This window comes from Nitrosomonadales bacterium, from assembly GCA_016716325.1.
GTDB lineage: Bacteria > Pseudomonadota > Gammaproteobacteria > Burkholderiales > Gallionellaceae > Gallionella.
On sequence record JADJWO010000001.1, the window covers coordinates 1772439 to 1793489 of the forward strand.

A 21051-nucleotide genomic window follows, 5' to 3' on the forward strand; every position below is an offset into this window, starting at 1 on the left:
CTTATTCGGTACCGGTTTCGCTGCCCACCCAGTCCAGGTAGGCGGGTAAACCTGCTGTCACCGGGACAGCGATGATTTCGGGAAGTTCATAGGGATGCGCTGACCGGATCAGGGTTTCGAGCCGGGGATAAGCCGCCCGCGTCGTCTTGATCAGCAGCGGTACCTCGGTCGCAGTCTCCACCTTTCCTTCCCAGCGATAGGTCGAGGTACAGGGCGCCAGGCTGTTCACGCAGGCGGCCGCATGTTCCTCGATCAGTTGCCGCGCCAGACTGTCAGCGGAGCGCGCATCGGGAAGGGTTGTGATCACCAGCAAAATGTCGTTCATGTTCGAGAGAAACGCAATCCAAGTTGCAGCAGTTCATCCCACACATCACCCTGGCGCAAGCCCTTGATGGTCTTGTCCAGACGCGCGGCCTGCTGCATCGCACGTTCGATCTGCGGGAACCTGAAACGGCGTGCGGCGTTACCTATCTGTCCTTGGCGCGGCCCCCACACCCGTGCGTCGCGCAATGCGCCGTCGATGCTGCCGCCGCGCTGCGTGGCTTGCAACACCTTGCCCAGTGTGCGAATGTCCTCGCTGATCGCCCACAATACCAGCGTCGCCGCCGTTCCTTCGGCGCGCAGGCCCTCCAGGATGCGCGCAAAGCGTGCCGGATTGCCGGCCAGCATGGCTTCCGAGAGTTTGAAGATGTCGTAACGCGCGACGTCCATCACCGCATCCTTGACCTGTTCGAACGTCAGTTCGCCGGCGGGAAACAGCAGGGCGAGCTTCTGTATTTCCTGGAATGCCGCAAGCAGGTTGCCTTCGCTGCGATCCGCGAGGAATTCCAGCGTGGCTTTGTCGGCGGTCTGTCCCTGCCGTTCCAGGCGGGCGGCGATCCAGCGTGGCAATGCCGGGCGCGGAATGTCGTCTGCGGAAACCGTTACGCCATGCTGCTGCAATGCGGAGAACCATGAGCTTTTTTGCGCGGTCCGGTCGAGTTTCGGCAAAGAGACCAGCGTCAGCACATCGTCGCTCAGGTTCGCGCAATAGTCCTGCAATGCCTGGCCGCCTTCCGTGCCGGGTTTGCCGGACGGGATGCGCAGATCCACGACCTTGCGCGTTGCGAACAGGGAGAAGTTCTGTGTGCTGTTGCGCAGCTCGCTCCATTTGAAATACTGTTCCGCGATGAACGTTTCGCGTTCCGTATATCCGGCGCCGCGCGCCGCCGTACGGATACTGTCGGCTGCCTCGATCGCCAGCAATAGCGCGTCGCCATGCACCACGTACAGCGGCTTCAGGCCGGAAGCGAGGTGGCGCGGCAATTCTTCACTGGTGATCTGCATGGGCTTATTGCTGCGCTTGCGGCTTGGCGAGGCTCAGGCGGCGCAGGATCTGCTGCACCATGTCGGAGCGCATGCTCTGGTAAAGCAGAGCCTCTTCCGATTCCTTGGCGAGAATCTGCGTATCGTCGTAGGAATAATCGCGGCGTTGCACGAGTTCGCCGGGCATGATCCAGTCGCGCTGTTCTTGGTCATAGGCGCGCAACGAAACGCGGAAACGCAACTGGAACTCGTTCACGCGACCGCCGCCGCCCAAGGAAAGGATCTGTTTTTCCGGGACCTCGAAAACGATGTTCAACACCACGTCGGCCTTGTCGGCCTTGTCTACCAGCGTCACCTTGCTGGCGAGCAGGCCGCGCCGTAACTCGTCGATGAAAGGTGTGTTGGGATTGGCTGCGTCCAGATATAGCGTATCGAATGGAATAAGCGCCGACTCTCCATGGCCGCGCAGATGGAAACCGCACGCACCCAGCATCAGGGTGAACAACAGCAGGAAGATCCGCATGGACATTCTCCTAGGCGACAATATTGACCAATCGGCCCGGCACGACGATGATTTTCTTCGGCGTCGCGCCGGACAGGTGTTTTTGTACCGACTCGTGCGCCAGTGCGGCCTGTTCTATCTCGGCCTTGCCGGCGCTGGCAGCGACCTTGATGCTGCCGCGCAGCTTACCGTTCACCTGGATCACCAGTTCGATCTCGTCCTGCACCAGCGCGGCTTCCAGCGGCTCCGGCCAGGCGGCGGTCAGGATGTCGTCACCGTAGCCGAGTTCCTTCCACAAGGCATGGGCGATGTGCGGCGTGATGGGCGACAGCAGGCGCAGCAGGATGGACAGCGCTTCATTCGCCACGGCGCGATTAGCCGCATCCTTGCCGTTCTTTTCCAGCGCGTTGAGCATCTTCATCGCGGCAGAGACCACGGTGTTGAACTGGAAGCGCGCCATGTCGTAGTTGGCCTGGCGCAAAGCGAGATGGATCTCGCGGCGCAGCGCCTTGGCATCACCGGAGAGGCTGGCGAAATCGGCCGCTTCCTTGCCGATGTCTTCGAACTCGGCAGCGAACGCCCACACGCGCTTGAGGAAGCGGTACGCGCCTTCCACGCCGGAATCCGCCCACTCCAGCGTCTGTTCGGGCGGGGCGGCGAACATCATGAACAGGCGCGCGGTGTCGGCGCCGTATTCGTCTATCAGCGCCTGCGGGTCCACACCGTTGAGCTTGGACTTGGACATGGTGCCGATGCCCTGGTAGTCGATAGCGGAACCATCGGCGAGCAGTTTCGCGCCGGTGATGCGACCGCTGTCATCCTTCACCATCTCGATTTCATTAGGCGGGAAATACTGGATGCCGCCTTTGTCGGTCTTGTGCGAGAAGATGTGGTTGAGCACCATGCCTTGCGTCAATAGATTCGCAAAGGGCTCGTCGTAATTCACCAGCTTCAGGTCGCGCATCACCTTGCTCCAGAAGCGCGAATACAGCAGGTGCAGGATGGCATGCTCGATGCCGCCGATGTACTGGTCCACCGGCATCCAGTGGTTGGTCTCGTCGTCCACCATCGCGTCGCTCTTGAATCCGCTGGCGTAGCGCGCGTAATACCAGGACGAATCCACGAAGGTGTCCATGGTGTCGGTCTCGCGCTTGGCGGGTCTGCCGCACTGGGGGCAGACGCAATTCAGAAAGTCCTCGCGTTTGTGCAGCGGGTTGCCGCTGCCGTCCGGTACGCAGTCTTCGGGCAGTTCGACAGGCAAATCTTTGTCCGGTACTGGCACCGAGCCGCAGGTGTCGCAATGGATGATGGGAATCGGGCAGCCCCAGTAGCGCTGGCGCGACACGCCCCAGTCGCGCAAGCGCCATTGCACCTGCTTGTCACCCAAGTCCTTGGCCTTCAGGTCGGCGGCGATGACATCCACGGCTTGCTGGTAGTCCAGGCCGTCGTACTTGCCGGAGTTGACGCACGCGCCATTCTCTTTGTCTGCGTACCATTCCTGCCAACCATCGGTAGAGAAGGTCTGGCCGGTGATGCCGATGCTTTGCCTGATCGGCAGTTTGTACTTCTTTGCAAAGCCGAAATCGCGCTCGTCATGCGCCGGCACGGCCATCACCGCGCCTTCTCCATAGCCCATCAGCACATAGTTGCCGACCCACACCGGCACCTGTTCGCCAGTCAGCGGGTGCGTGACTTTGAGCCCGGTGTCCACGCCTTCCTTATCCATGGTGGCGATGTCGGCTTCCATCACCGACACATGCTTGCACTTCTCGATGAAAGTGGCGACCTGCTCGTTCGATTTCGCGGCATGGGTCGCCAGCGGGTGTTCGGCGGCAACGGCGACGAAGGTCACGCCCATGATGGTGTCGGCGCGGGTGGTATAGACCCACAGTTTGCCGTCGTTGATTGCCCTGCCCTCTTCCTGAATGTCATGCGGGAACGCGAAGCGCACGCCGTGGCTCTTGCCGATCCAGTTGGCTTGCATGGTCTTCACGCGCTCGGGCCAACCCGGCAGCTTGTCGAGGTCGGCCAGCAGTTCTTCCGCGTACTGGGTGATGCCGAGGTAGTAACCGGGGATCTCGCGTTTTTCCACTTCAGCGCCGGTGCGCCAGCCGCGCCCGTCGATGACCTGCTCGTTGGCCAGCACGGTCTGGTCCACCGGGTCCCAGTTCACCACCTGGGTCTTCTTGTAGGCGATGCCTTTCTCCAGCATGCGCAGGAACAGCCACTGGTTCCATTTGTAATAGTCGGGCTGGCAGGTGGCGAGTTCGCGCGTCCAGTCGATGCCCAGGCCCAGGCTCTTCAACTGCTGGCGCATGTAGGCGATATTGTCGTACGTCCACTTTGCGGGCGGCACTTTGTTGGCGATGGCCGCGTTCTCGGCGGGCAGGCCGAAGGCATCCCAGCCCATCGGTTGCAGCACGCTGTAACCGCGCATCTTGTGCCAGCGGGTGAGCACGTCGCCGATGGTGTAATTGCGCACATGGCCCATGTGCAGCTTGCCGGAGGGGTAGGGGAACATGGACAGGCAGTAATACTTGGGCTTGCCGGTTTCCTTCACGGCGCGGAAGGCTTCGGTCTGGTCCCAGTGCTGCTGGGCGAAGGCTTCGATGTCTCTGGGTGAGTAGTGTTCTTCCATGTTTTGCCGGTCTGGTGCGAAATTTCAGGTTTGCCATTATAGCGGCAACAGGATGCGCACGGCGCGCGCGGGAATATCGCGAAGTCATCGGGCAATCTGCCCGGGTTGGCCTCCCAAGCCAATGAATGCACGGGTACAGGTGCCGGATAGCCCGGACGAAAAATCAATCATCTCGCGCTGTGCGGGAAAACTGGAGTAGAATCCCGAACCCAATATAATTCACCCATAATCGTTCAGGAGAGATCGTTATGTCCGCAAAGCATCCCGTCATCGCTGTTACCGGTTCTTCCGGTGCAGGCACCACCACCGTCAAACGCGCGTTCGAGAACATCTTCCGCCGCGAGAGCATCAAGGCTGCCGTGATCGAGGGCGACAGCCTGCACAGTCTGGACCGCATGGCATTCCGTGCTGCAGCGGCAGAGGCTGCGAAGAATGGACACAACACCTTCAGCCACTTCGGTCCGGAAGCGAACCACTTCGACAAGATCGAGGAAACCTTCAAGGTGTACGGTGAGACCGGCATGTGCAAGCGCCGCTACTATGTGCATAGTGAAGAAGAGGCCGTTGCGCACAACAAGCATTTCAACCTGACCGACCTCAAGCCCGGCGTGTTCACCCCGTGGGAAGATATCGAAACCGGTTCCGACCTGCTGTTCTATGAAGGTCTGCACGGCCTGGCCAAAGATGAGAAGCAAGGTGTGGATGCCGGCAAGTTCGTCGATCTCGCCATCGGCGTGGTGCCTGTGGTCAACCTCGAGTGGATCCAGAAGATCCATCGCGACAAGGCCGAGCGTGGCTATTCCGCCGAAGCGACCGTGGATACCATCATGCGCCGTATGCCGGACTACATCAAATACATCACCCCGCAGTTCACCTACACCGACATCAATTTCCAGCGTGTGGCGACCGTGGACACTTCCAACCCCTTCGTTGCGCGCGACATTCCGACGCCGGACGAGAGCTTCGTCGTGATCCGCTTCCGCAATCCGAAGGGCGTGGATTTCCCCTACTATCTGTCCATGATCCCGAACGCATTCATGTCCCGTGCCAACACCATGGTGGTGCCCGGCGGCAAGATGAGTCACGCGATGGAGATCATCCTCTCCCCGGTCATGCACGAAATGATCGCGAAGAAGAGCAAGGCCTGAGCCTCGACAGCCTGAAGCAACAGCGGACGGGGAAGCGGAGACGCTTCCCCGTTCTGTTTGGTGCGGCAGGCACGATGCCCTGTGGGATAATCACGCCATGACTTCTGCCCTGCTTTCCGGCCTCAATCCCGAACAACGCGCTGCCGTCGAATTGCCTGCCCGTTCCGCCTTGATCCTGGCCGGAGCGGGCAGCGGCAAGACGCGGGTGCTGACCACGCGCATCGCATACCTCATCAGTGCCGGCCAGGTGTCGCCGCAGGGGGTGCTGGCGGTGACCTTCACCAACAAGGCAGCGAAGGAGATGCAGACGCGCCTTTCCGCGATGCTGCCGATCAACACGCGCGGCATGTGGATCGGCACTTTCCACGGCCTGTGCAACCGCATGCTGCGCGCGCACCACCGCGAGGCCAACCTGCCGCAGACCTTCCAGATCCTCGACTCGGGCGACCAGCTTTCCGCCATCAAGCGCCTGATGAAGGCGATGAACGTGGACGACGAGAAATACCCTCCGAAAGAGATGCAGTGGTTCATCAGCGGCAACAAGGAGCAGGGGCTGCGCGCCTCCGAAGTGGAAGCCTACGATCCCTACATCAGGCGCAAGGCGGAGATATTCGCGGAGTACGATGCGCAGTGCCAGCGCGAAGGGGTGGTGGATTTCTCCGAGCTGCTGCTGCGCTGCTACGAGCTGCTGTCGAGAAACGCAGCCCTGCGCGAGCATTACCAGGAGCGTTTCAAACACATTCTGGTGGATGAGTTCCAGGATACCAACCCGCTGCAATATCGCTGGCTGAAACTGCTGGCGGCACAGAACAACGCGCTCTTTGCTGTTGGCGACGACGACCAGTCCATCTACGCCTTCCGCGGTGCCAATGTTGGCAACATGCAGGAGCTGCTGCGCGATTTCCATGTTCAGTCCGTCATCAAGCTGGAGCAGAACTACCGCTCGCACGGCAACATCCTCGACGCAGCCAATGCGTTGATCGCCAACAACCGCGAGCGCCTCGGCAAGAACCTGTGGACCGACGCCGACAAGGGTGAGCAGATTCGTGTGTACGAGGCAGGTACGGATGTGGACGAAGCGGCCTTTATCGTGGAGGAGATCAGGCAGCTCAGCCGCGAAGGGGTGAAGCTTTCCGGGATGGCCCTGCTCTACCGCTCCAATGCGCAGTCACGGGTGCTGGAACATGCACTGGTATCGGCGGGGCTGTCGTACCGCGTATATGGTGGCCTGCGGTTCTTCGAGCGGCAGGAGATCAAGCATGCGCTGGCCTACCTGCGCCTGATGGAGAACGGTGACGACGACAATGCGCTGCTGCGCATCATCAACTTCCCCGCGCGCGGCATCGGTGCGCGCAGCATCGAGCAGTTGCTGGAGAGTGCGAAACAGTACAACACGACGCTATTCGACGCGGCGGCACGGGCAGGCGGCAAGGTCGCGGCCTTCGTCGGCATCATCGAGTCGTTGCGCAGTGCGACCAGAGACTTGCCGTTGCCGGAGATCATCGACCATGTGCTGCAGCACAGCGGACTGGCAGCACATTACGAAGCCGAGAAGAGTTCCCCCGCGAAGAAGCGCGAGGCCGAGGAACGTCTGGAGAACCTGAACGAACTCATCAACTCGGCCACGCTGTTCGTGTACGAGAACGAGGATGACAGCCTGACCGCTTTTCTCACCCACGCTTCGCTGGAATCTGGCGAACATCAGGCGGGCGACAGCGAGGATGCGTTGCACCTGATGACGGTGCATGCGGCCAAGGGGCTGGAGTTCCACACCGTGTTCATCACCGGGCTGGAAGAGGGCCTGTTTCCGCACCAGAACAGCATCGACAGCGGCGCGCTCGACGAGGAACGCCGCCTGATGTACGTGGCGATCACGCGCGCCCGGCGCCGTCTGTACCTGACCTTTGCACAGAGTCGCATGCTGCACGGACAGACGCACTACGGGATGGTTTCCAGTTTTCTGCGCGAGTTGCCGGAAGAGTTGTTGCACTGGATCACTCCCCGTTTCACGGCGCGCAGGATGTTCGACACGGGACGCCGTGAGACGGAGAGTTACATCGCTGCGTTTGCCTCGCCGAAAGCGCCCGCGCCGGCTTCGCCCGGATCGGTGTGGCGCATCGGCCAGCGCGTGTTCCACCAGAAGTTCGGCGAGGGCGTGGTGACCGACAGCGAGGGAAGCGGCAACGAAGGTCGCGTGCAGGTCAACTTCAAGCGCGCTGGCAGCAAGTGGCTGGCACTCGAATATGCCAAACTCGAATCCATCTGATGTTCCGCTCGGACGCCTGCGGCTGATCGCCGAGAGTTACCGCCGGCTTACCGGCCAGCCTTTACTGGAGGTCGTCCCGCAGGAGGATGTGGCATTGCGCGCTGCAATGTGGGAGGCGCCGTTCGCCATCGTGGCGCACGGCACCGAGGACGATCCCGTGTTCTTCTATGGCAATCGCCTTGCGCTGCAATTGTTCGAGATGGGTTTCGAAGAATTCAGCAAACTGCCTTCGCGCCTATCGGCCGAGCCGCTGGCGCAGGAGGCGCGCGAGGAACTGCTGGAGCAAGTCACACGGCAGGGATTCGTTGCGGGCTATTCCGGCGTACGCATTGCGAAGAGCGGGCGACGTTTCGCTATCTCGGATTGCACGGTGTGGAACCTGACCGACGAGGCTGGCGTCCGCCATGGACAGGCAGCCGTGTTCGTTGCCGAGGATGAGCAGTAAAGAATATTAGAAAATGTTAATATATGGCTTTGCATCCATTTCAGGAGATAGCCATGAGTAAATCGTTCAAGACCATCACGCAGGACATCAGCAAGGCGCTTATCCCGTTCCGCAAGGAAGCAGCTGCACCCATGGCAGGCTTCGACGCGATGTCTAAATCGGCCATGGCGGAAGGTGTGTTATCCACGCTGCAAAAGGAACTGATCGCGACGGCGATCGCGGTATCGACCCGCTGCGACGGTTGCATCGGCTTTCATGTGCGTGCGCTGGTAAGGCTGGGCGCGACCAGAGAACAGATCAACGAGATGCTGGCAGTGGCCGTGTATATGGGCGGGGGGCCGTCGCTGATGTATGCGGCGGAGGTCTTGCGCGCATTCGAAGAGTTCGGTCAGGCCTGAGCGTTTCCCGGCGGCGGAAATTTCGCCGCCAGATCGTCAGGCACCTCGCCTTTGCCCGCCATGGCGAGGCCGCTGGCCTCCAGCACGGCGACGACCATTACGAAGATCAATGTCGGCACCAGCGAGATGCGGGTCAGCGCAGTCCACATGATATGCGCCATGCTCGCGTCGCGGGCGGTCTGGCTGACCAGCCACGAGAGCAGGATCAGCAGTCCGGACACGCCATACCCTGCCAGCAACAAGCGGCTGCGGTTCCAGGCCAGGCGCCAGTGCATGTCCACAAACCAGGCCGTGCTCTTCTTGCTGCGGAAATAGATGTAGGCGAGCAGCGATCCGGAACAGACCAGCGGAATGAAGATCGCTACCAAGCCGATCTTGAGCGCGATCACTGCGGGTGTCATCAGCAGATCGAAAACGAACAGCCCGGCTATGAACAGGTTGTGAGGGGATTGCGCACGCTTTATTTCTGCTTTGCTTGCCTGGAATTGCATCCCATCCTCCCATGTCCGCCGATCAAATATCGACAATGCCAATATATTAGCACGCACTAATGCATGGGGATATCAAAGCGTGCTTGAAAGATGTTCCGGAAAACGCTACTCCCCTGAAGGCGGAAACTCTCCGGGGAAAGGGAAGATGTTTCGGTAGCTGACGTAGAGCGAGGTGAAAGCCAGCGGCAATAATACGACCAGGCCGATTCCGAATGGCAGTAATCCAAGCACCAATGCGATGACCTGCATGATGATACTGTAGACGGTATATGGGATGATGTTGCGCAGGGAGCCGGTGAGGCTGGCGCGCAACGCGGCGAATGGCGGCACATCCGAAAAGAAGACCAGCATGGGCGCATATTGCATTGCCAGCATCATCATCAACATCAACGAGAGGCCGGTCAGGAGCGTGAGTGCAATACCGGAGCCTGCATCCGCCATTGCCGCAAATAATGCCTGCGGATCGTCGCTGGCCTGGAATCCCTCAAGCAACTTTGCGAACTCGCTGCCGCCGATGAAGACCATCGCCATCGACGTGACCAGCATGCCCAGCAGCAGGTAACCACCAAGCGCAACCAGCGGTGCGACATGCTTTTCGAATCCTGCGAAGAGGTGGCGCAGCTCAACATCTTCACCTTCCTCGAGCGCGCGACAGGCGCGCATATAACCGGCAATGAGTACCGGCATCAACAGTAACGCGAGCAAAGGGCCCAGCACTGGAAGAAGAAGCGCGATGAATATCGCCAGCGCGCCAATCAGCGCCAGAGAGATGGACAGCAACGGGTTGCGCATGATGAGCTGATAGCCCTGCTTGACCCATATCCAGCCGCGAGCTGCATGCAATTTTCTGATTTCCATTTGATCCCTGCTGTCATGAAAACGGATGAACGGTTCAATTGTAATGTGATTTCCGAACATCTGCTCACGGTGGTGGCGGTTACTCGTGTGTTTGCCTGCTGACGTGCAGCAGATGACAACAGGGATGACTGTGGCAACCATGAATGTACGGAACAGACCTGCGCTTGGTCGGAGATAATCGGGAGATGGTAGAATCCGTACCCCGTATTGCATCGTCTCACTATGGAGTTTTTCCATGCAACTTGTTTGTCTTGACCTTGAGGGCGTCCTTGTTCCGGAAATATGGATCGAGTTTTCCAAGCGTACCGGAATCCCGGAATTGCGCCGCACCACGCGCGATGAGCCGGATTACGACAAGCTGATGAAATATCGGCTGGACATCCTGGCGCAGCACAAGCTCGGCCTGCCTGACATACAGAAGGTCATTTCGGATATGGGGCCGATGGCCGGCGCGAAGGATTTCCTCGATGACCTGCGCCAGCGCTTTCAGGTCATCATCCTATCCGACACATTCTATGAGTTTGCCATGCCGCTGATGCAGCAATTGGGCATGCCGACATTGTTCTGCCACAAGCTGGAAGCGGACGCCGGCGGAACGCTGGTCAATTACCACCTGCGCATGCCGGACCAGAAACGTGAAGCGGTGAAACGTTTCCGGGAGCTCAATTTCAAAACCATTGCCGCCGGAGACTCGTACAACGACACGGCAATGCTGGGCGAAGCGCATGCGGGCATCCTGTTCCATCCGCCTGAAAACGTGATACGGGAGTTTCCGCAATATCCGGTCACCATGAACTATGCGGAACTCGATGCGGAAATCCGCAAGGCCAGCGCGAGAATCTGACGCAATCAATCCCGGTTCATAACCAGACGGGCTGTCCCATTCCGATGTGATTCTGCAGAATACGCAGGAAATGCTCCGGGTTGCGCGGATTGACCAGTTCGCCGTCGCGCGGCAGGTGCAAGTCGAACAGGCGCGACAGCCAGAAGCGCAGTGCGGCGAGCCGCAGCATCAGTGGCCACGCTTTGCGTTCTGCTTCCTGCAACGGGCGCACGACATGATAGGCACGCAGGAAAACCAGTGAGCGGTCCGTATCCAGCGTTCCGTCCGCTCGGACGCACCAGTCGTTCACGGTGATCGCCACGTCGTACAGCAGCGCGTCGCTGCATGCGAAATAGAAATCGACCAGCCCGCCGACGCGGTCTTCCTCCAGCAATACGTTATCGCGGAACAGGTCGGCATGGATCACACCCTGCGGCAAGACAAACCGGCTTTGCTGCGAGTGCAGCGACACTTCCTTGTCCAGCAATGCCGCCTGATCGTTGCTCAGGAACGGACGCACCCGCGCGGCGGTCGCGGCACGCCATGCCGCGCCACGCGGATTCAGCATGATCTGCGAAAAACTCTGTCCGGCAATGTGCATCTGGCCGAGCATCGTACCGATCGCGGTGCACTGGGCGAGGTTCGGTTCGGCGACGGAGTCACCGGTCAGCCGGCTGACGATGCAGGCCGGTTTGCCGTTGAGCATGCCGAGGAAGCGGTTGTGGCGGTTGGCCACCGGACTCGGGCAGGGGATGCCGTGGCGTGACAGGTGAGACATCAGGCTCAGATAGAACGGCAACTCGTTCTCGCCGAGTTTCTCGAACAGCGTAAGCACGAAACGACCGTTGCTGGTCGTCACGAAATAATTGGTGTTCTCGATGCCGGAGGCGATCGGTTGCAGATCGAGCAGCCGGCCAAGCGAATAGTCGTCCAGCCAGGCGGTGAGTTCCGCCTCCGAGACGCGGGTGAAAACCGCCACTGCTAGAACTTGTGGATGACCCAGCGTGGCACGCGCAGACCGGAATCCAGGCTCTCCTGACGCGAGAACTTGCCGTCGCCCAAGTCGTCCACCAGATAGTATGGCGGTCCGACTTTCGGGATCACCTTGATCATGTACAGCCTGCCGCCGACGCGGTATTCCTCGATGGTCTGTTCGGTCTCTTTGGTGATGGTCACTTCCGGTGCGTCATCCGGCGGAACATCGAACGCGGGTGGAGGAGGCAGCGGTTCGAGATTGGCGGGAGGGGCGGGCTGGGCGGCGAAGGCGGTCAGGGAAAAGCAGCCGAGCAGGATCAGGAGATAGTGGCGCATCGCAGTGGCCTCGATGGAATTGGGTGCGGATATTCTAGCCGATGCGCGGGGAGTCTGCGCGGATTGGTGAGCGTCCTGCGCCGTGTCAGCGTGGCGCCACGATGCAGCGCCATGCGTCCAGTTTGCGTTCAAAGGACAAGGCGGCATTAGCCGGACTGGTGGACGGCAGGCGTCGGTACGTCAGGTGATCAATCGCCAGGCCGGGAAGTACCTGCCTGCGGTAGCAGGCCTCCGCTTTGGCACCGTTGAAAAAGACGCGGGTGAGTTGCGGGTGGCGCAGGAGGAAACCGGCAAAATCGTTCGGGATGCATGAACTGTCGTCGATGCCGGAATCCAGGCTGCCTTCGCGTCGGCACGACCCGAGCACATCCCACAGCGCGACTTGCGCCGATGACAGGACGCGTACTCGCTGTTCGTAGGGCAGGGACGGGTCGAAACCGAGCAGTTCGCCGAGGATGGACCAGAAGTGGTTGCGCGGATGCGCGTAATACTGGTTCGCCCGGAGGGAGGCCGCGCCGGGCATGCTGCCCAGGATGAGCAGTCGCGCATCCGCGCTCCCGAGGGGCGCGAAGCTTTGTACCTGCTGCATGCCGTTACAGATAGAGTTGCCGTTCGCGCTCTGCTTCCGAAGGCTCGAAACCGCGCGTTTCGTAGTGTTTGAAGATCGCGCTGACGACCTGTTCGGGGTCGTCGATGACCTGCACCAGGTCGAGGTCTTCCGCGCCGATGACCTGCTCTGAGAGTAGCGTGTTGCGGAACCATTCGACCAGGCCGCCCCAGAATGGGCTGCCCACCAGGATGATCGGCATCTTGCGCGTCTTGCCGGTCTGCACCAGAGTCAGCGCTTCCATCAGTTCGTCCAGCGTGCCGAACCCTCCGGGCATCACCACATAGGCGGTGGCGAACTTGACGAACATCACCTTGCGCGCGAAGAAATGCTGGAAGGTCTGGCTGATGTTCTGGTAGGTATTGCCGTGCTGTTCGTGCGGCAACTGGATATTGAGGCCGACGCTGGGCGATTTGCCATAGAACGCGCCCTTGTTGGCGGCTTCCATGATGCCGGGGCCGCCGCCGGAGATGACCGAAAAGCCGGCGTCGGACAGCAACCGCGCGATCTCTTCGGTCAGCTTGTAATAAGGCTGGTTGGGCCGGGTGCGCGCGCTGCCGAAGATGCTCACGGCGGGGTGGATGCGGTTGAGGCGTTCGGTCGCGGAGACGAACTCTGACATAATGCCGAACACGCGCCATGCTTCCTTGGAGTTCCACGATTCCGGTATCGCGCTGGTTGGCAGTTTAGACGGGATGTCCATGCGGTTTCCTTTATGCAAAAGAATGAAATGAGTTTCGCTAAAACATTGCTTCTGGTGGACGGCTCGTCCTTCCTGTACCGCGCATTCCACGCCATGCCGGATTTGCGCAACCGCGAGGGCTTCCCGACCGGCGCGATTTACGGCGTGCTCAACATGCTGCGCAGATTGCGCCACGACTACCCGGCGGATTATAGCCTGTGCGTCTTCGATGCCAAGGGCAAAACCTTCCGCGACGACTGGTACCCGGAATACAAGGCCAACCGCCCGTCGATGCCGGACGATCTGGCGCAGCAGATCGACCCGCTGCACCGGGCGATCGCCGCGTCCGGCTGGCACCTCCTCGCGCAACAGGGCGTGGAAGCGGATGACGTGATCGGCACGCTGGTGGAGCAGGCCGCGCGCGATGGCGTGCGCAGCATCGTCGCTACCGGCGACAAGGATCTGGCGCAACTGGTCAACGACCATGTCACGCTGGTCAATACGATGAACAACGAGACGCTGGACGTGCCGGGCGTGCATGCGAAATTCGGCGTGCCGCCGGAACGCATCGTCGATTACCTGACGCTGACCGGCGATGCGGTGGACAACGTGCCGGGCGTCGCCAAATGCGGCCCGAAGACCGCAGTGAAATGGCTGGCCGAATATGGCACGCTGGACAACCTGATGGCGCATGCCGGCGAGGTCGGCGGCGTGGTCGGTGGAAACCTGCGCAGTGCACTGGACTGGCTGCCGCAGGCGCGCCGCCTGCTGACCGTCAAATGCGATGTCGAGTTGCCGCAGCCCTATGCCGCATTCACCGAACCGCCGGCAGACAAGGACGTGTTAAGAGAGCTCTTCGAGCGATTCGGGTTCAGGTCCTGGCTGCGCGAACTGGACGGCGGTTCTCCCGCTCCGGCGAACCGGGCGAGCGGCAATATTCCTTCCACGGAACAGCAGTCGGTCACGGAGCCGGCGCGTACCGATGGCGCGCACTACGAAACCTTGCTGACGGACGCGCAACTGGATGCCTGGCTGGAAAAACTGCTGGCGGCCGATCTGGCGTGCGTGGACACCGAGACCACCGGGCTGGACGTGTTGAATGCGCAACTGGTCGGCATGTCGTTTGCAGTCGTGCCGCACGAGGCTGCCTATCTTCCGCTGGCGCATGTCTATCCCGGTGCGCCGGACCAGATCGGGCGCGAACATGCGCTGCAGAAGCTGAAGCACTGGCTGGAGAGCCCGAAACACAAGAAGCTCGGGCAGAACCTCAAATACGACCTGCATATCTTCGCCAACCACGGCATCCGGCTGGCCGGTATCCATGACGACACGCTGCTGCAATCCTACGTGCTGGAATCCCACAAGCCGCACGACATGGACAGCCTCGCGCTGCGCCACCTCAACGTAAGGACCATCAGTTATGCCGAGGTCGCCGGCAAGGGCGCGAAACAGATCGGCTTCGACCAGGTGGATATCGGCATCGCCACGCGCTATGCCGCCGAAGATGCCGACATCACGCTGCAGCTTCATCATGCGCTTGTGCCGCAGATCGGTGAGCAGGCAGGGTTGCTGCACGTGTACCGCGACATCGAGATGCCATCGATGCATGTGCTGTACACGATGGAGCGCAACGGTGTGCTGCTGGACAGCGCGCTGTTGCAGGTGCAGAGCCGCGAGCTGGGCGAGAAACTGATCGAACTGGAAAAGAAAGCACATGCGGCTGCCGGTCAGCCGTTCAACCTGAACTCGCCCAAGCAGCTGCGCGAGATCCTGTTCGACAAGCTCGGCTTGCCGGCGAAAAAGAAGACGCCCAGTGGCGATCCTTCCACGGATGAAGAGGTGCTGCAGGAGCTGGCGCTGGATTATCCGCTGCCCAAACTGTTGCTGGAATATCGCGGCATGGCGAAGCTCAAGTCCACCTATACCGACAAGCTGCCACAGATGGTCGACCGGAACACCGGGCGCGTGCATACCAGCTACTCGCAGGCGGTCGCGGTCACCGGCCGGCTCGCCTCCAGCGATCCCAACCTGCAGAACATCCCGGTACGTACCGCCGAAGGGCGACGCATCCGCGAGGCCTTCATCGCGCCACCGGGCAGCCGTATCGTCTCAGCCGACTATTCCCAGATCGAACTGCGCATCATGGCTCACCTGTCCGGAGACGAGGGGCTGCTGGCCGCTTTCGCCAACAACGAGGATATCCACCGCGCCACTGCCGCCGAGATATTCATGGTCGCGCCCGCCGAGGTGGACAGCGAGCAGCGCCGTTACGCCAAGGTGATCAACTTCGGATTGATCTACGGGATGTCCGCGTTCGGCCTGGCCAAACAGCTCGGCATCGAGCGCAGCGCAGCGACGGCCTACATCGACCGTTATTTCGCGCGTTACCCCGGCGTGAAGGACTACATGGACAGCACCCGCGAACAGGCCCGGCAGCAAGGCTATGTCGAAACCGTGTTCGGGCGCCGGCTATGGTTGCCGGAGATCAACGGCAGCAACGGTATGCGCCGTCAGGGGGCGGAACGCGCCGCGATCAATGCTCCGATGCAGGGCACCGCCGCCGACCTGATCAAACTGGCGATGATCGCCGTGCAGCGCTGGCTGGAACAGGAAGGGATGCAGAGCAAGCTGATCATGCAGGTGCATGACGAATTGGTGCTGGAAGTGCCGGAGACGGAGTTGCATCAGGTGGAGGAGATACTACCGAAGTTGATGTGCGGGGTTGCCGCACTGAAGGTGCCGCTGCTGGTGGAGCTGGGCGAAGGCAGGAACTGGGACGAAGCGCATTGACCGCGTCTGTGCCGGCTTGGTGCGCAATCAGCCTTCCGCGATCTCCAGGTTGATGCCGATGGATTTCCAGCTTTTCACTTCCTCCTGCAAGGCATCCCCGGTCAGCGGGTTGTTCTCCAGCCATTCCGGTTCGATGGTCAGGGAGAATTTCGCCCCCTTCAGGCGTGCCTGCATTCCGGGCAGGACGATGTCGCTGCGATTTCGGTAGAACAGCACCGCCAGGCGCAGACTCATCGCCAGTACGCAATCTTCCACGTCAGTCAGCAGACCCTGCAGTTTCTTCAGGTTGCCACGGTGCGCCAGCGCCAGCAGGCTCAGCCGCGCCTGTTCTTTCTTCGAGAACCCGGGCATGTCGGCATTGGCCAGGATGTATGACGTATGTTTGTGGTAGCCGCTGTGCGCGACGCGGATGCCGATGCCGTGCAGGCTGGCGACCCATTTCAGGACATGCAGGGCAGACTCGTTCTCTTCATCATCGCCACCGAGGAATTGTTGCGCCAGCATGTTGGAAAGTTTTGTCACGCGCGCGACCTGCCTGAAATCGACACGGTAGCGGTGCATGAAATGCTCTACGGTGACATCGCGCATGTCGTTGTCGTGGAAACGCCCCCACAGATCGTACAACACGCCTTCGCGCAAGGCACACAGCGCGGGCTGCATCACTTCGATCCCGAGTTCGTCGAAGGCGGCGTACATGATGGCGAAACCGCCCGGCAGGGAGGGCAGGCGGTCGGTGCGCAGGCCCTGCAGGCCGAGCTGATGCACGTCTCCGGCCTTGATCATTGCGCTGCGCAGCTTGTCCAGCCCTTCGCGCGTGATGCCGCCGGCGCTGTATCCGTTGTTTTCCAGGATCTCGTGTATCGCCTTGGCGGTACCTGAGGAACCCAGCGCGGTGCTCCACTGTCCGCGGTAATCCGAAACGATGGTCTGCAATTCTTTGCGGGCGGCCATTTCCGCCTGCTTCATGCTTTGTTTGGTGATCTTGCCGTCCGGGAAAAAGCGCGTGCTGAAGCTGACGCAACCCATGTACAGGCTTTCCATCAGGATGGGTTCCAGACCCTTGCCGATGATGAATTCAGTGGAGCCGCCACCGATGTCCATCACCAGCCGGTTGTCGTCCGAAGGCGGCAGGCCGTGCGCCACGCCAAGATAGATCAGACGCGCTTCCTCGAGTCCGGAGATGACCTCTATCGGGAATCCCAGAACCTTTTCGGCTTTTACGATGAATTCAGCGGCGTTCCTGGCAACGCGCAGGGAGTTGGTGCCCACCGCGCGCACCGCCCCGTGCGGCAAGTCGCGCAACCGTTCGGAAAATCTTCCCAGCGCATCCAGCGCGCGCTGCTGCGCCGCCTCGTCCAGAAGTTTGTCGGGCGTCAGGCCGGCGGCCAGACGCACCGGTTCGCGCAGTCCATCGAGCATGTAAAGTTGCTCACCCTCGACGCGTGCGACCTGCAAACGGAAGCTGTTCGACCCCATGTCGACAGCGGCGAGGATGGGTTGTTGCTGCATTACCCCTGCACTTCCCGGTCGATCTCATCCACGGTCACATGGCGCACATCACGCCCCTTGACCATATAGATGACATATTCCGCCATGTTCTTGGCATGATCGCCGATGCGTTCGATCGCCTTGGCGACGAACAGGATTTCCAGCGAAGTCGAAATGGTGCGCGGGTCTTCCATCATGAAGGTGATGAGATAACGCATGATGGCGCGGAACTCATCGTCCACCTGATCGTCCTGGCGCACCACCTGTGCGGCCATCACCACGTCGAGGCGCGCGAACGCATCCAATGACTTGCGCAGCATCTCCACCGCGAGGTCGGCGGCATGCTTGATCTCCTGGTAGCGCGGCAGCGCAAGCCCCTGCTTTTGCGAGAGCATCTTGGCCATGCGGGCGATCTTCTCGGCCTCGTCACCGATCCGTTCCAGGTCGGTGATGGTCTTGACCACGGTCATCACCATGCGCAGGTCGCTGGCGGTCGGCTGCCGGCGTGCGATCACCTGGCTGCAGGATTCGTCGATCTTGACTTCCAGCGCGTTGATACGGTGGTCGTCCGCAATCACTCGGTTCATCACCGCCACATCGCCGCTCACCAGCGACTCGATGGCGCTCCTGATCTGGCTCTCCACCAGCCCGCCCATCTGCAATACGTTGGCCCGGATGGCTTCGAGATCGGCATCGAACTGCCGGGAAATATGTTCATTACTGGCCATGCTGTCGTTCCTGAAAAGAATTGCAATCTGTCAGTCTATTCGCCCTTTGTGAAGCGCAAATGACAGTGGTTCGCGCTTCAATCGGCAGGTAAATCATCCCGCCGTCATCTTTTTTACGCCCTCGGGCGTGCCCAGCAGCAACACGTCGGCGGCGCGGCGGGCGAACAGCCCGTTGGTCACGACGCCGGGCAGATGGTTCAATTGTGTTTCCAGCTCCACGGGGTTCGTGATCTGCAGGTTGTGCACGTCGAGGATGACGTTGCCGTTGTCAGTGGTGAATCCTTCGCGCAACCTGGGCTGCCCGCCCAGCTTGACCACTTCACGGGCGATGAAGCTGCGCGCCATCGGGATCACCTCGATCGGCAGCGGGAACTTGCCCAGCACATCCACCAGCTTGCTGGCGTCGCACACGCAGATGAATTTCTTGCTCGCGGCCGCGACGATCTTCTCGCGCGTCAATGCGCCGCCGCCGCCCTTGAGCATGTGCATGTGGCGGGTGATCTCGTCCGCACCGTCCACATACACCGGCAGGTCGCCCGCGTCGTTCAGGGACAGCACCTCGATGCCGTGGCCCTGCAGGCGTTTTGCGGATGCTTCGGAACTGGCGACCGCGCCGCGTATCCTGTGCTTGATCCGGGCCAGTTCGTCGATGAAGAAGTTGGCTGTAGAACCGGTGCCCACGCCAACGATGCAATCGGATGGTACATACTCGATCGCGGCCTGTGCCACCGCGCGTTTCAAATCGTCTTGGCTCAACATGTCATGCGCTCACTTTCAGTATTATTGAATTGCAGGCGGGATTATTGCAGGAATCGGATGGTTGGGGAATGCCGTCCGTCCGAGATAACGCATGAATGCGGGCAGGTGATAAGATAGCGGGCGAAAAATCACGAAAAACGGGAGGAATAAAAATGCAAGTCCAGATCGTCGCCACCACGTCCTTCAACGACCAGAAACCCGGCACCTCCGGCTTGCGCAAACGGGTTCCCGTTTTCCAGCAGCCCAACTACCTAGAAAATTTCGTGCAGGCCATCTTCGACAGCATCTCCCCGCCGCAGGGCGCGACGCTGGTTGTCGGTGGCGACGGACGGTATTACAACCGCGAAGCGATCCAGGTCATCCTCAGAATGGCTGCGGCGAACGGTTTCGGGCGCGTGCTGGTCGGCAAGGGCGGCATCCTCTCCACGCCGGCCGCCTCCTGCGTGATCCGCAAATACCAGACCTTCGGCGGCATCATCCTGTCCGCCAGCCATAACCCCGGCGGACCGGACGGCGATTTCGGCATCAAATACAACGGCAACAATGGCGGCCCGGCCACCGAGACCGTCACCGAAGCGATCTTCGCGGTCAGCAAAACGATCGCGCAGTACCGCATCATCGACGCGCCGGATGTCGATCTGGACACGCCGGGCGAATGCAAGGTCGGCGACATGCGGGTCTCGGTGATCGATCCGGTCGGCGATTACGCAGAACTGATGGAGTCTTTGTTCGATTTCGGCGAGATCCGCGCGCTGCTGGCGGGCGGCTTCCGAATCAAGTTCGATGCGATGCACGCGGTTACCGGCCCGTATGCGCGCGAGATTCTGGTCAACCGCCTCGGTGCGCCGGCCGACAGCGTGATGAATGCCGAGCCGTTGCCCGATTTCGGCAACGGACATCCCGACCCCAACCTGACCTATGCGCACGAACTGGTCGAGATCGTCTATGGCGACAATGCGCCGGATTTTGGCGCGGCATCGGACGGAGATGGCGACCGCAACATGATCCTGGGCAAGCGTTTCTTCGTCACGCCGTCCGACAGTCTGGCCATTCTGGCGGCGAACGCGAAACTGGCGCCCGGTTACAAACAGGGTCTGGCGGGTATCGCCCGCTCGATGCCGACCAGCGCAGCGGCGGACCGCGTGGCCAAGGATCTGGGCATCGCCTGCTATGAGACGCCGACCGGCTGGAAATTCTTCGGCAACCTGATGGATGCGGGCAAGGTCACGCTGTGCGGCGAAGAAAGCTTCGGCACCGGCTCCGACCATGTGCGCGAGAAGGACGGCCTGTGGGCGGTGCTGTTCTGGCTGAACGTGGTCGCGGCACGCAAGCAGCCGGTGGAAGACATCGTGCGCGAGCACTGGGCGAAATACGGTCGCAACGTCTATTCGCGCCACGATTACGAAGCCATCCCCACCGGGGCGGCCAACGGCGTGATGAAATTGCTCAAGGACAGCTTCGGCAGTTTGCCGGGCAGTAAATTCGGCAGCTACACCGTCGATCTGTGCGACGACTTCAGCTACACCGATCCGGTGGACGGCAGCGTCAGCACCGGACAGGGCATCCGCATCATCTTCACCGACGGTTCGCGCATCGTGTTCCGCCTGTCCGGCACCGGTACCGAAGGCGCGACCCTGCGCATCTATCTGGAAGCCTACGAGCCGGATGTCGGCAAGCACCACCTCGACGCGCAGGAAGCGCTTGGCGAGCTGATCGGGATCGCATTGCAGTTGTCGGAACTGCGCCAGCGCACCGGACGGGAAGCTCCGACGGTGATCACCTGATTCCGGGTCGGCACGATGCACAATCTTC

The 21051-nt window shown here is 60.8% G+C and carries 20 protein-coding genes; 7 read left to right on the top strand and 13 right to left on the bottom strand.

Features of this window, described 5'->3' with window-relative positions; translation table 11 throughout:
- Nucleotide 1: 1 nt before the first annotated feature.
- From IPM27_08495 to IPM27_08510, 4 genes are read right to left on the bottom strand one after another with little or no spacing between them, the layout of a single operon-like run.
- Entirely contained in the window at nt 2-325 is a 324-nt protein-coding gene (locus IPM27_08495) for a divalent-cation tolerance protein CutA (protein ID MBK9161590.1), read from the bottom strand.
- The gene (locus tag IPM27_08500; GenBank protein ID MBK9161591.1) at nt 322-1326 is read right to left on the bottom strand and encodes a DNA polymerase III subunit delta; all 1005 of its coding nucleotides are present in this window, start codon (nt 1324-1326) and stop codon (nt 322-324) included. The genes IPM27_08495 and IPM27_08500 overlap by 4 nt, the downstream gene beginning before the upstream one ends.
- Before the next feature lie 4 nt (nt 1327-1330).
- Nucleotides 1331-1834, bottom strand: a complete 504-nt coding sequence (locus IPM27_08505; protein ID MBK9161592.1) for a hypothetical protein — start codon at nt 1832-1834, stop codon at nt 1331-1333.
- A gap of 4 nt (nt 1835-1838) precedes the next feature.
- Nucleotides 1839-4445 (bottom strand): leucine--tRNA ligase, encoded by a 2607-nt coding sequence (locus IPM27_08510; GenBank protein ID MBK9161593.1) that lies wholly within the window; start codon nt 4443-4445, stop codon nt 1839-1841.
- 248 nt (nt 4446-4693) lie between these two features.
- Here IPM27_08510 and IPM27_08515 point away from each other — a divergent pair, with 248 nt between their 5' ends.
- The 4 genes from IPM27_08515 to IPM27_08530 all read left to right on the top strand — a co-directional run bounded on the left by IPM27_08515 (nt 4694) and on the right by IPM27_08530 (nt 8702).
- Nucleotides 4694-5593: a phosphoribulokinase gene (locus IPM27_08515; GenBank protein MBK9161594.1), complete on the top strand. Its 900-nt coding sequence runs from the start codon at nt 4694-4696 to the stop codon at nt 5591-5593.
- Between the two features lie 97 nt (nt 5594-5690).
- On the top strand, nt 5691-7859 hold the full coding sequence (locus tag IPM27_08520; GenBank protein ID MBK9161595.1) for a UvrD-helicase domain-containing protein: 2169 nt from the start codon (nt 5691-5693) through the stop codon (nt 7857-7859).
- Nucleotides 7837-8304, top strand: coding sequence for an MEKHLA domain-containing protein (locus IPM27_08525; GenBank protein ID MBK9161596.1), 468 nt, complete (start codon nt 7837-7839; stop codon nt 8302-8304). The genes IPM27_08520 and IPM27_08525 overlap by 23 nt, the downstream gene beginning before the upstream one ends.
- Before the next feature lie 53 nt (nt 8305-8357).
- Nucleotides 8358-8702 carry a carboxymuconolactone decarboxylase family protein gene (locus tag IPM27_08530; protein MBK9161597.1) on the top strand — a complete coding sequence of 115 codons (345 nt, stop codon included), beginning with the start codon at nt 8358-8360 and terminating at the stop codon, nt 8700-8702.
- Here the strand turns inward: IPM27_08530 and IPM27_08535 are convergent.
- Complete coding sequence (locus IPM27_08535; protein ID MBK9161598.1) at nt 8693-9193, bottom strand: hypothetical protein; 501 nt, start codon at nt 9191-9193, stop codon at nt 8693-8695. The genes IPM27_08530 and IPM27_08535 overlap by 10 nt on opposite strands.
- A gap of 105 nt (nt 9194-9298) precedes the next feature.
- Entirely contained in the window at nt 9299-10288 is a 990-nt protein-coding gene (locus IPM27_08540) for a hypothetical protein (protein ID MBK9161599.1), read from the bottom strand.
- On the opposite strand from IPM27_08540, the gene thrH reads away from it, so the two are divergent.
- A complete protein-coding gene (gene thrH / locus IPM27_08545; GenBank protein ID MBK9161600.1) occupies nt 10287-10895 on the top strand; it encodes a bifunctional phosphoserine phosphatase/homoserine phosphotransferase ThrH in 609 nt (202 codons plus the stop codon). The genes IPM27_08540 and thrH overlap by 2 nt on opposite strands.
- A gap of 16 nt (nt 10896-10911) precedes the next feature.
- On the opposite strand, the gene IPM27_08550 is transcribed toward thrH, so the two are convergent.
- The 4 genes from IPM27_08550 to IPM27_08565 all read right to left on the bottom strand — a co-directional run bounded on the left by IPM27_08550 (nt 10912) and on the right by IPM27_08565 (nt 13495).
- The gene (locus IPM27_08550; GenBank protein ID MBK9161601.1) at nt 10912-11853 is read right to left on the bottom strand and encodes a homoserine kinase; all 942 of its coding nucleotides are present in this window, start codon (nt 11851-11853) and stop codon (nt 10912-10914) included.
- Nucleotides 11854-11855: 2 nt separating this feature from the next.
- Nucleotides 11856-12185 carry a DUF2782 domain-containing protein gene (locus IPM27_08555; GenBank protein MBK9161602.1) on the bottom strand — a complete coding sequence of 110 codons (330 nt, stop codon included), beginning with the start codon at nt 12183-12185 and terminating at the stop codon, nt 11856-11858.
- A gap of 85 nt (nt 12186-12270) precedes the next feature.
- Nucleotides 12271-12774 carry a DNA-deoxyinosine glycosylase gene (locus tag IPM27_08560; GenBank protein MBK9161603.1) on the bottom strand — a complete coding sequence of 168 codons (504 nt, stop codon included), beginning with the start codon at nt 12772-12774 and terminating at the stop codon, nt 12271-12273.
- Nucleotides 12775-12778: 4 nt separating this feature from the next.
- Nucleotides 12779-13495: a TIGR00730 family Rossman fold protein gene (locus tag IPM27_08565; protein ID MBK9161604.1), complete on the bottom strand. Its 717-nt coding sequence runs from the start codon at nt 13493-13495 to the stop codon at nt 12779-12781.
- 27 nt (nt 13496-13522) lie between these two features.
- On the opposite strand from IPM27_08565, the gene polA reads away from it, so the two are divergent.
- Nucleotides 13523-16264 carry a DNA polymerase I gene (gene polA, locus IPM27_08570; protein MBK9161605.1) on the top strand — a complete coding sequence of 914 codons (2742 nt, stop codon included), beginning with the start codon at nt 13523-13525 and terminating at the stop codon, nt 16262-16264.
- A gap of 27 nt (nt 16265-16291) precedes the next feature.
- Here the strand turns inward: polA and ppx are convergent, their stop codons facing one another.
- The 3 genes from ppx to rpiA all read right to left on the bottom strand — a co-directional run bounded on the left by ppx (nt 16292) and on the right by rpiA (nt 19236).
- Nucleotides 16292-17773, bottom strand: coding sequence for an exopolyphosphatase (ppx, locus tag IPM27_08575; protein MBK9161606.1), 1482 nt, complete (start codon nt 17771-17773; stop codon nt 16292-16294).
- Nucleotides 17773-18480, bottom strand: coding sequence for a phosphate signaling complex protein PhoU (phoU, locus tag IPM27_08580; GenBank protein ID MBK9161607.1), 708 nt, complete (start codon nt 18478-18480; stop codon nt 17773-17775). Before phoU ends, ppx begins: the two co-directional genes overlap by 1 nt.
- 93 nt (nt 18481-18573) lie before the next feature.
- Entirely contained in the window at nt 18574-19236 is a 663-nt protein-coding gene (gene rpiA / locus IPM27_08585; GenBank protein ID MBK9161608.1) for a ribose-5-phosphate isomerase RpiA, read from the bottom strand.
- Nucleotides 19237-19391: 155 nt separating this feature from the next.
- Here rpiA and IPM27_08590 point away from each other — a divergent pair, with 155 nt between their 5' ends.
- Complete coding sequence (locus IPM27_08590) at nt 19392-21023, top strand: alpha-D-glucose phosphate-specific phosphoglucomutase (GenBank protein ID MBK9161609.1); 1632 nt, start codon at nt 19392-19394, stop codon at nt 21021-21023.
- The last annotated feature ends 28 nt before the right edge of the window (nt 21024-21051 follow it).

Excerpts from the sequence above, each read along its gene's own strand:
- IPM27_08515 (MBK9161594.1), top strand. The coding sequence starts at position 4,694 with ATGTCCGCAAAGCATCCCGTCATCGCTGTTACCGGTTCTTCCGGTGCA.
- IPM27_08510 (MBK9161593.1), bottom strand. The coding sequence starts at position 4,445 with ATGGAAGAACACTACTCACCCAGAGACATCGAAGCCTTCGCCCAGCAG.
- IPM27_08505 (MBK9161592.1), bottom strand. The coding sequence starts at position 1,834 with ATGTCCATGCGGATCTTCCTGCTGTTGTTCACCCTGATGCTGGGTGCG.
- IPM27_08495 (MBK9161590.1), bottom strand. The coding sequence starts at position 325 with ATGAACGACATTTTGCTGGTGATCACAACCCTTCCCGATGCGCGCTCC.
- IPM27_08590 (MBK9161609.1), top strand. The coding sequence starts at position 19,392 with ATGCAAGTCCAGATCGTCGCCACCACGTCCTTCAACGACCAGAAACCC.
- IPM27_08555 (MBK9161602.1), bottom strand. The coding sequence starts at position 12,185 with ATGCGCCACTATCTCCTGATCCTGCTCGGCTGCTTTTCCCTGACCGCC.
- IPM27_08530 (MBK9161597.1), top strand. The coding sequence starts at position 8,358 with ATGAGTAAATCGTTCAAGACCATCACGCAGGACATCAGCAAGGCGCTT.
- IPM27_08540 (MBK9161599.1), bottom strand. The coding sequence starts at position 10,288 with ATGGAAAAACTCCATAGTGAGACGATGCAATACGGGGTACGGATTCTA.
- IPM27_08535 (MBK9161598.1), bottom strand. The coding sequence starts at position 9,193 with ATGCAATTCCAGGCAAGCAAAGCAGAAATAAAGCGTGCGCAATCCCCT.
- IPM27_08520 (MBK9161595.1), top strand. The coding sequence starts at position 5,691 with ATGACTTCTGCCCTGCTTTCCGGCCTCAATCCCGAACAACGCGCTGCC.
- thrH (MBK9161600.1), top strand. The coding sequence starts at position 10,287 with ATGCAACTTGTTTGTCTTGACCTTGAGGGCGTCCTTGTTCCGGAAATA.
- IPM27_08560 (MBK9161603.1), bottom strand. The coding sequence starts at position 12,774 with ATGCAGCAGGTACAAAGCTTCGCGCCCCTCGGGAGCGCGGATGCGCGA.
- phoU (MBK9161607.1), bottom strand. The coding sequence starts at position 18,480 with ATGGCCAGTAATGAACATATTTCCCGGCAGTTCGATGCCGATCTCGAA.
- IPM27_08525 (MBK9161596.1), top strand. The coding sequence starts at position 7,837 with ATGCCAAACTCGAATCCATCTGATGTTCCGCTCGGACGCCTGCGGCTG.
- IPM27_08565 (MBK9161604.1), bottom strand. The coding sequence starts at position 13,495 with ATGGACATCCCGTCTAAACTGCCAACCAGCGCGATACCGGAATCGTGG.
- IPM27_08500 (MBK9161591.1), bottom strand. The coding sequence starts at position 1,326 with ATGCAGATCACCAGTGAAGAATTGCCGCGCCACCTCGCTTCCGGCCTG.
- ppx (MBK9161606.1), bottom strand. The coding sequence starts at position 17,773 with ATGCAGCAACAACCCATCCTCGCCGCTGTCGACATGGGGTCGAACAGC.
- polA (MBK9161605.1), top strand. The coding sequence starts at position 13,523 with ATGAGTTTCGCTAAAACATTGCTTCTGGTGGACGGCTCGTCCTTCCTG.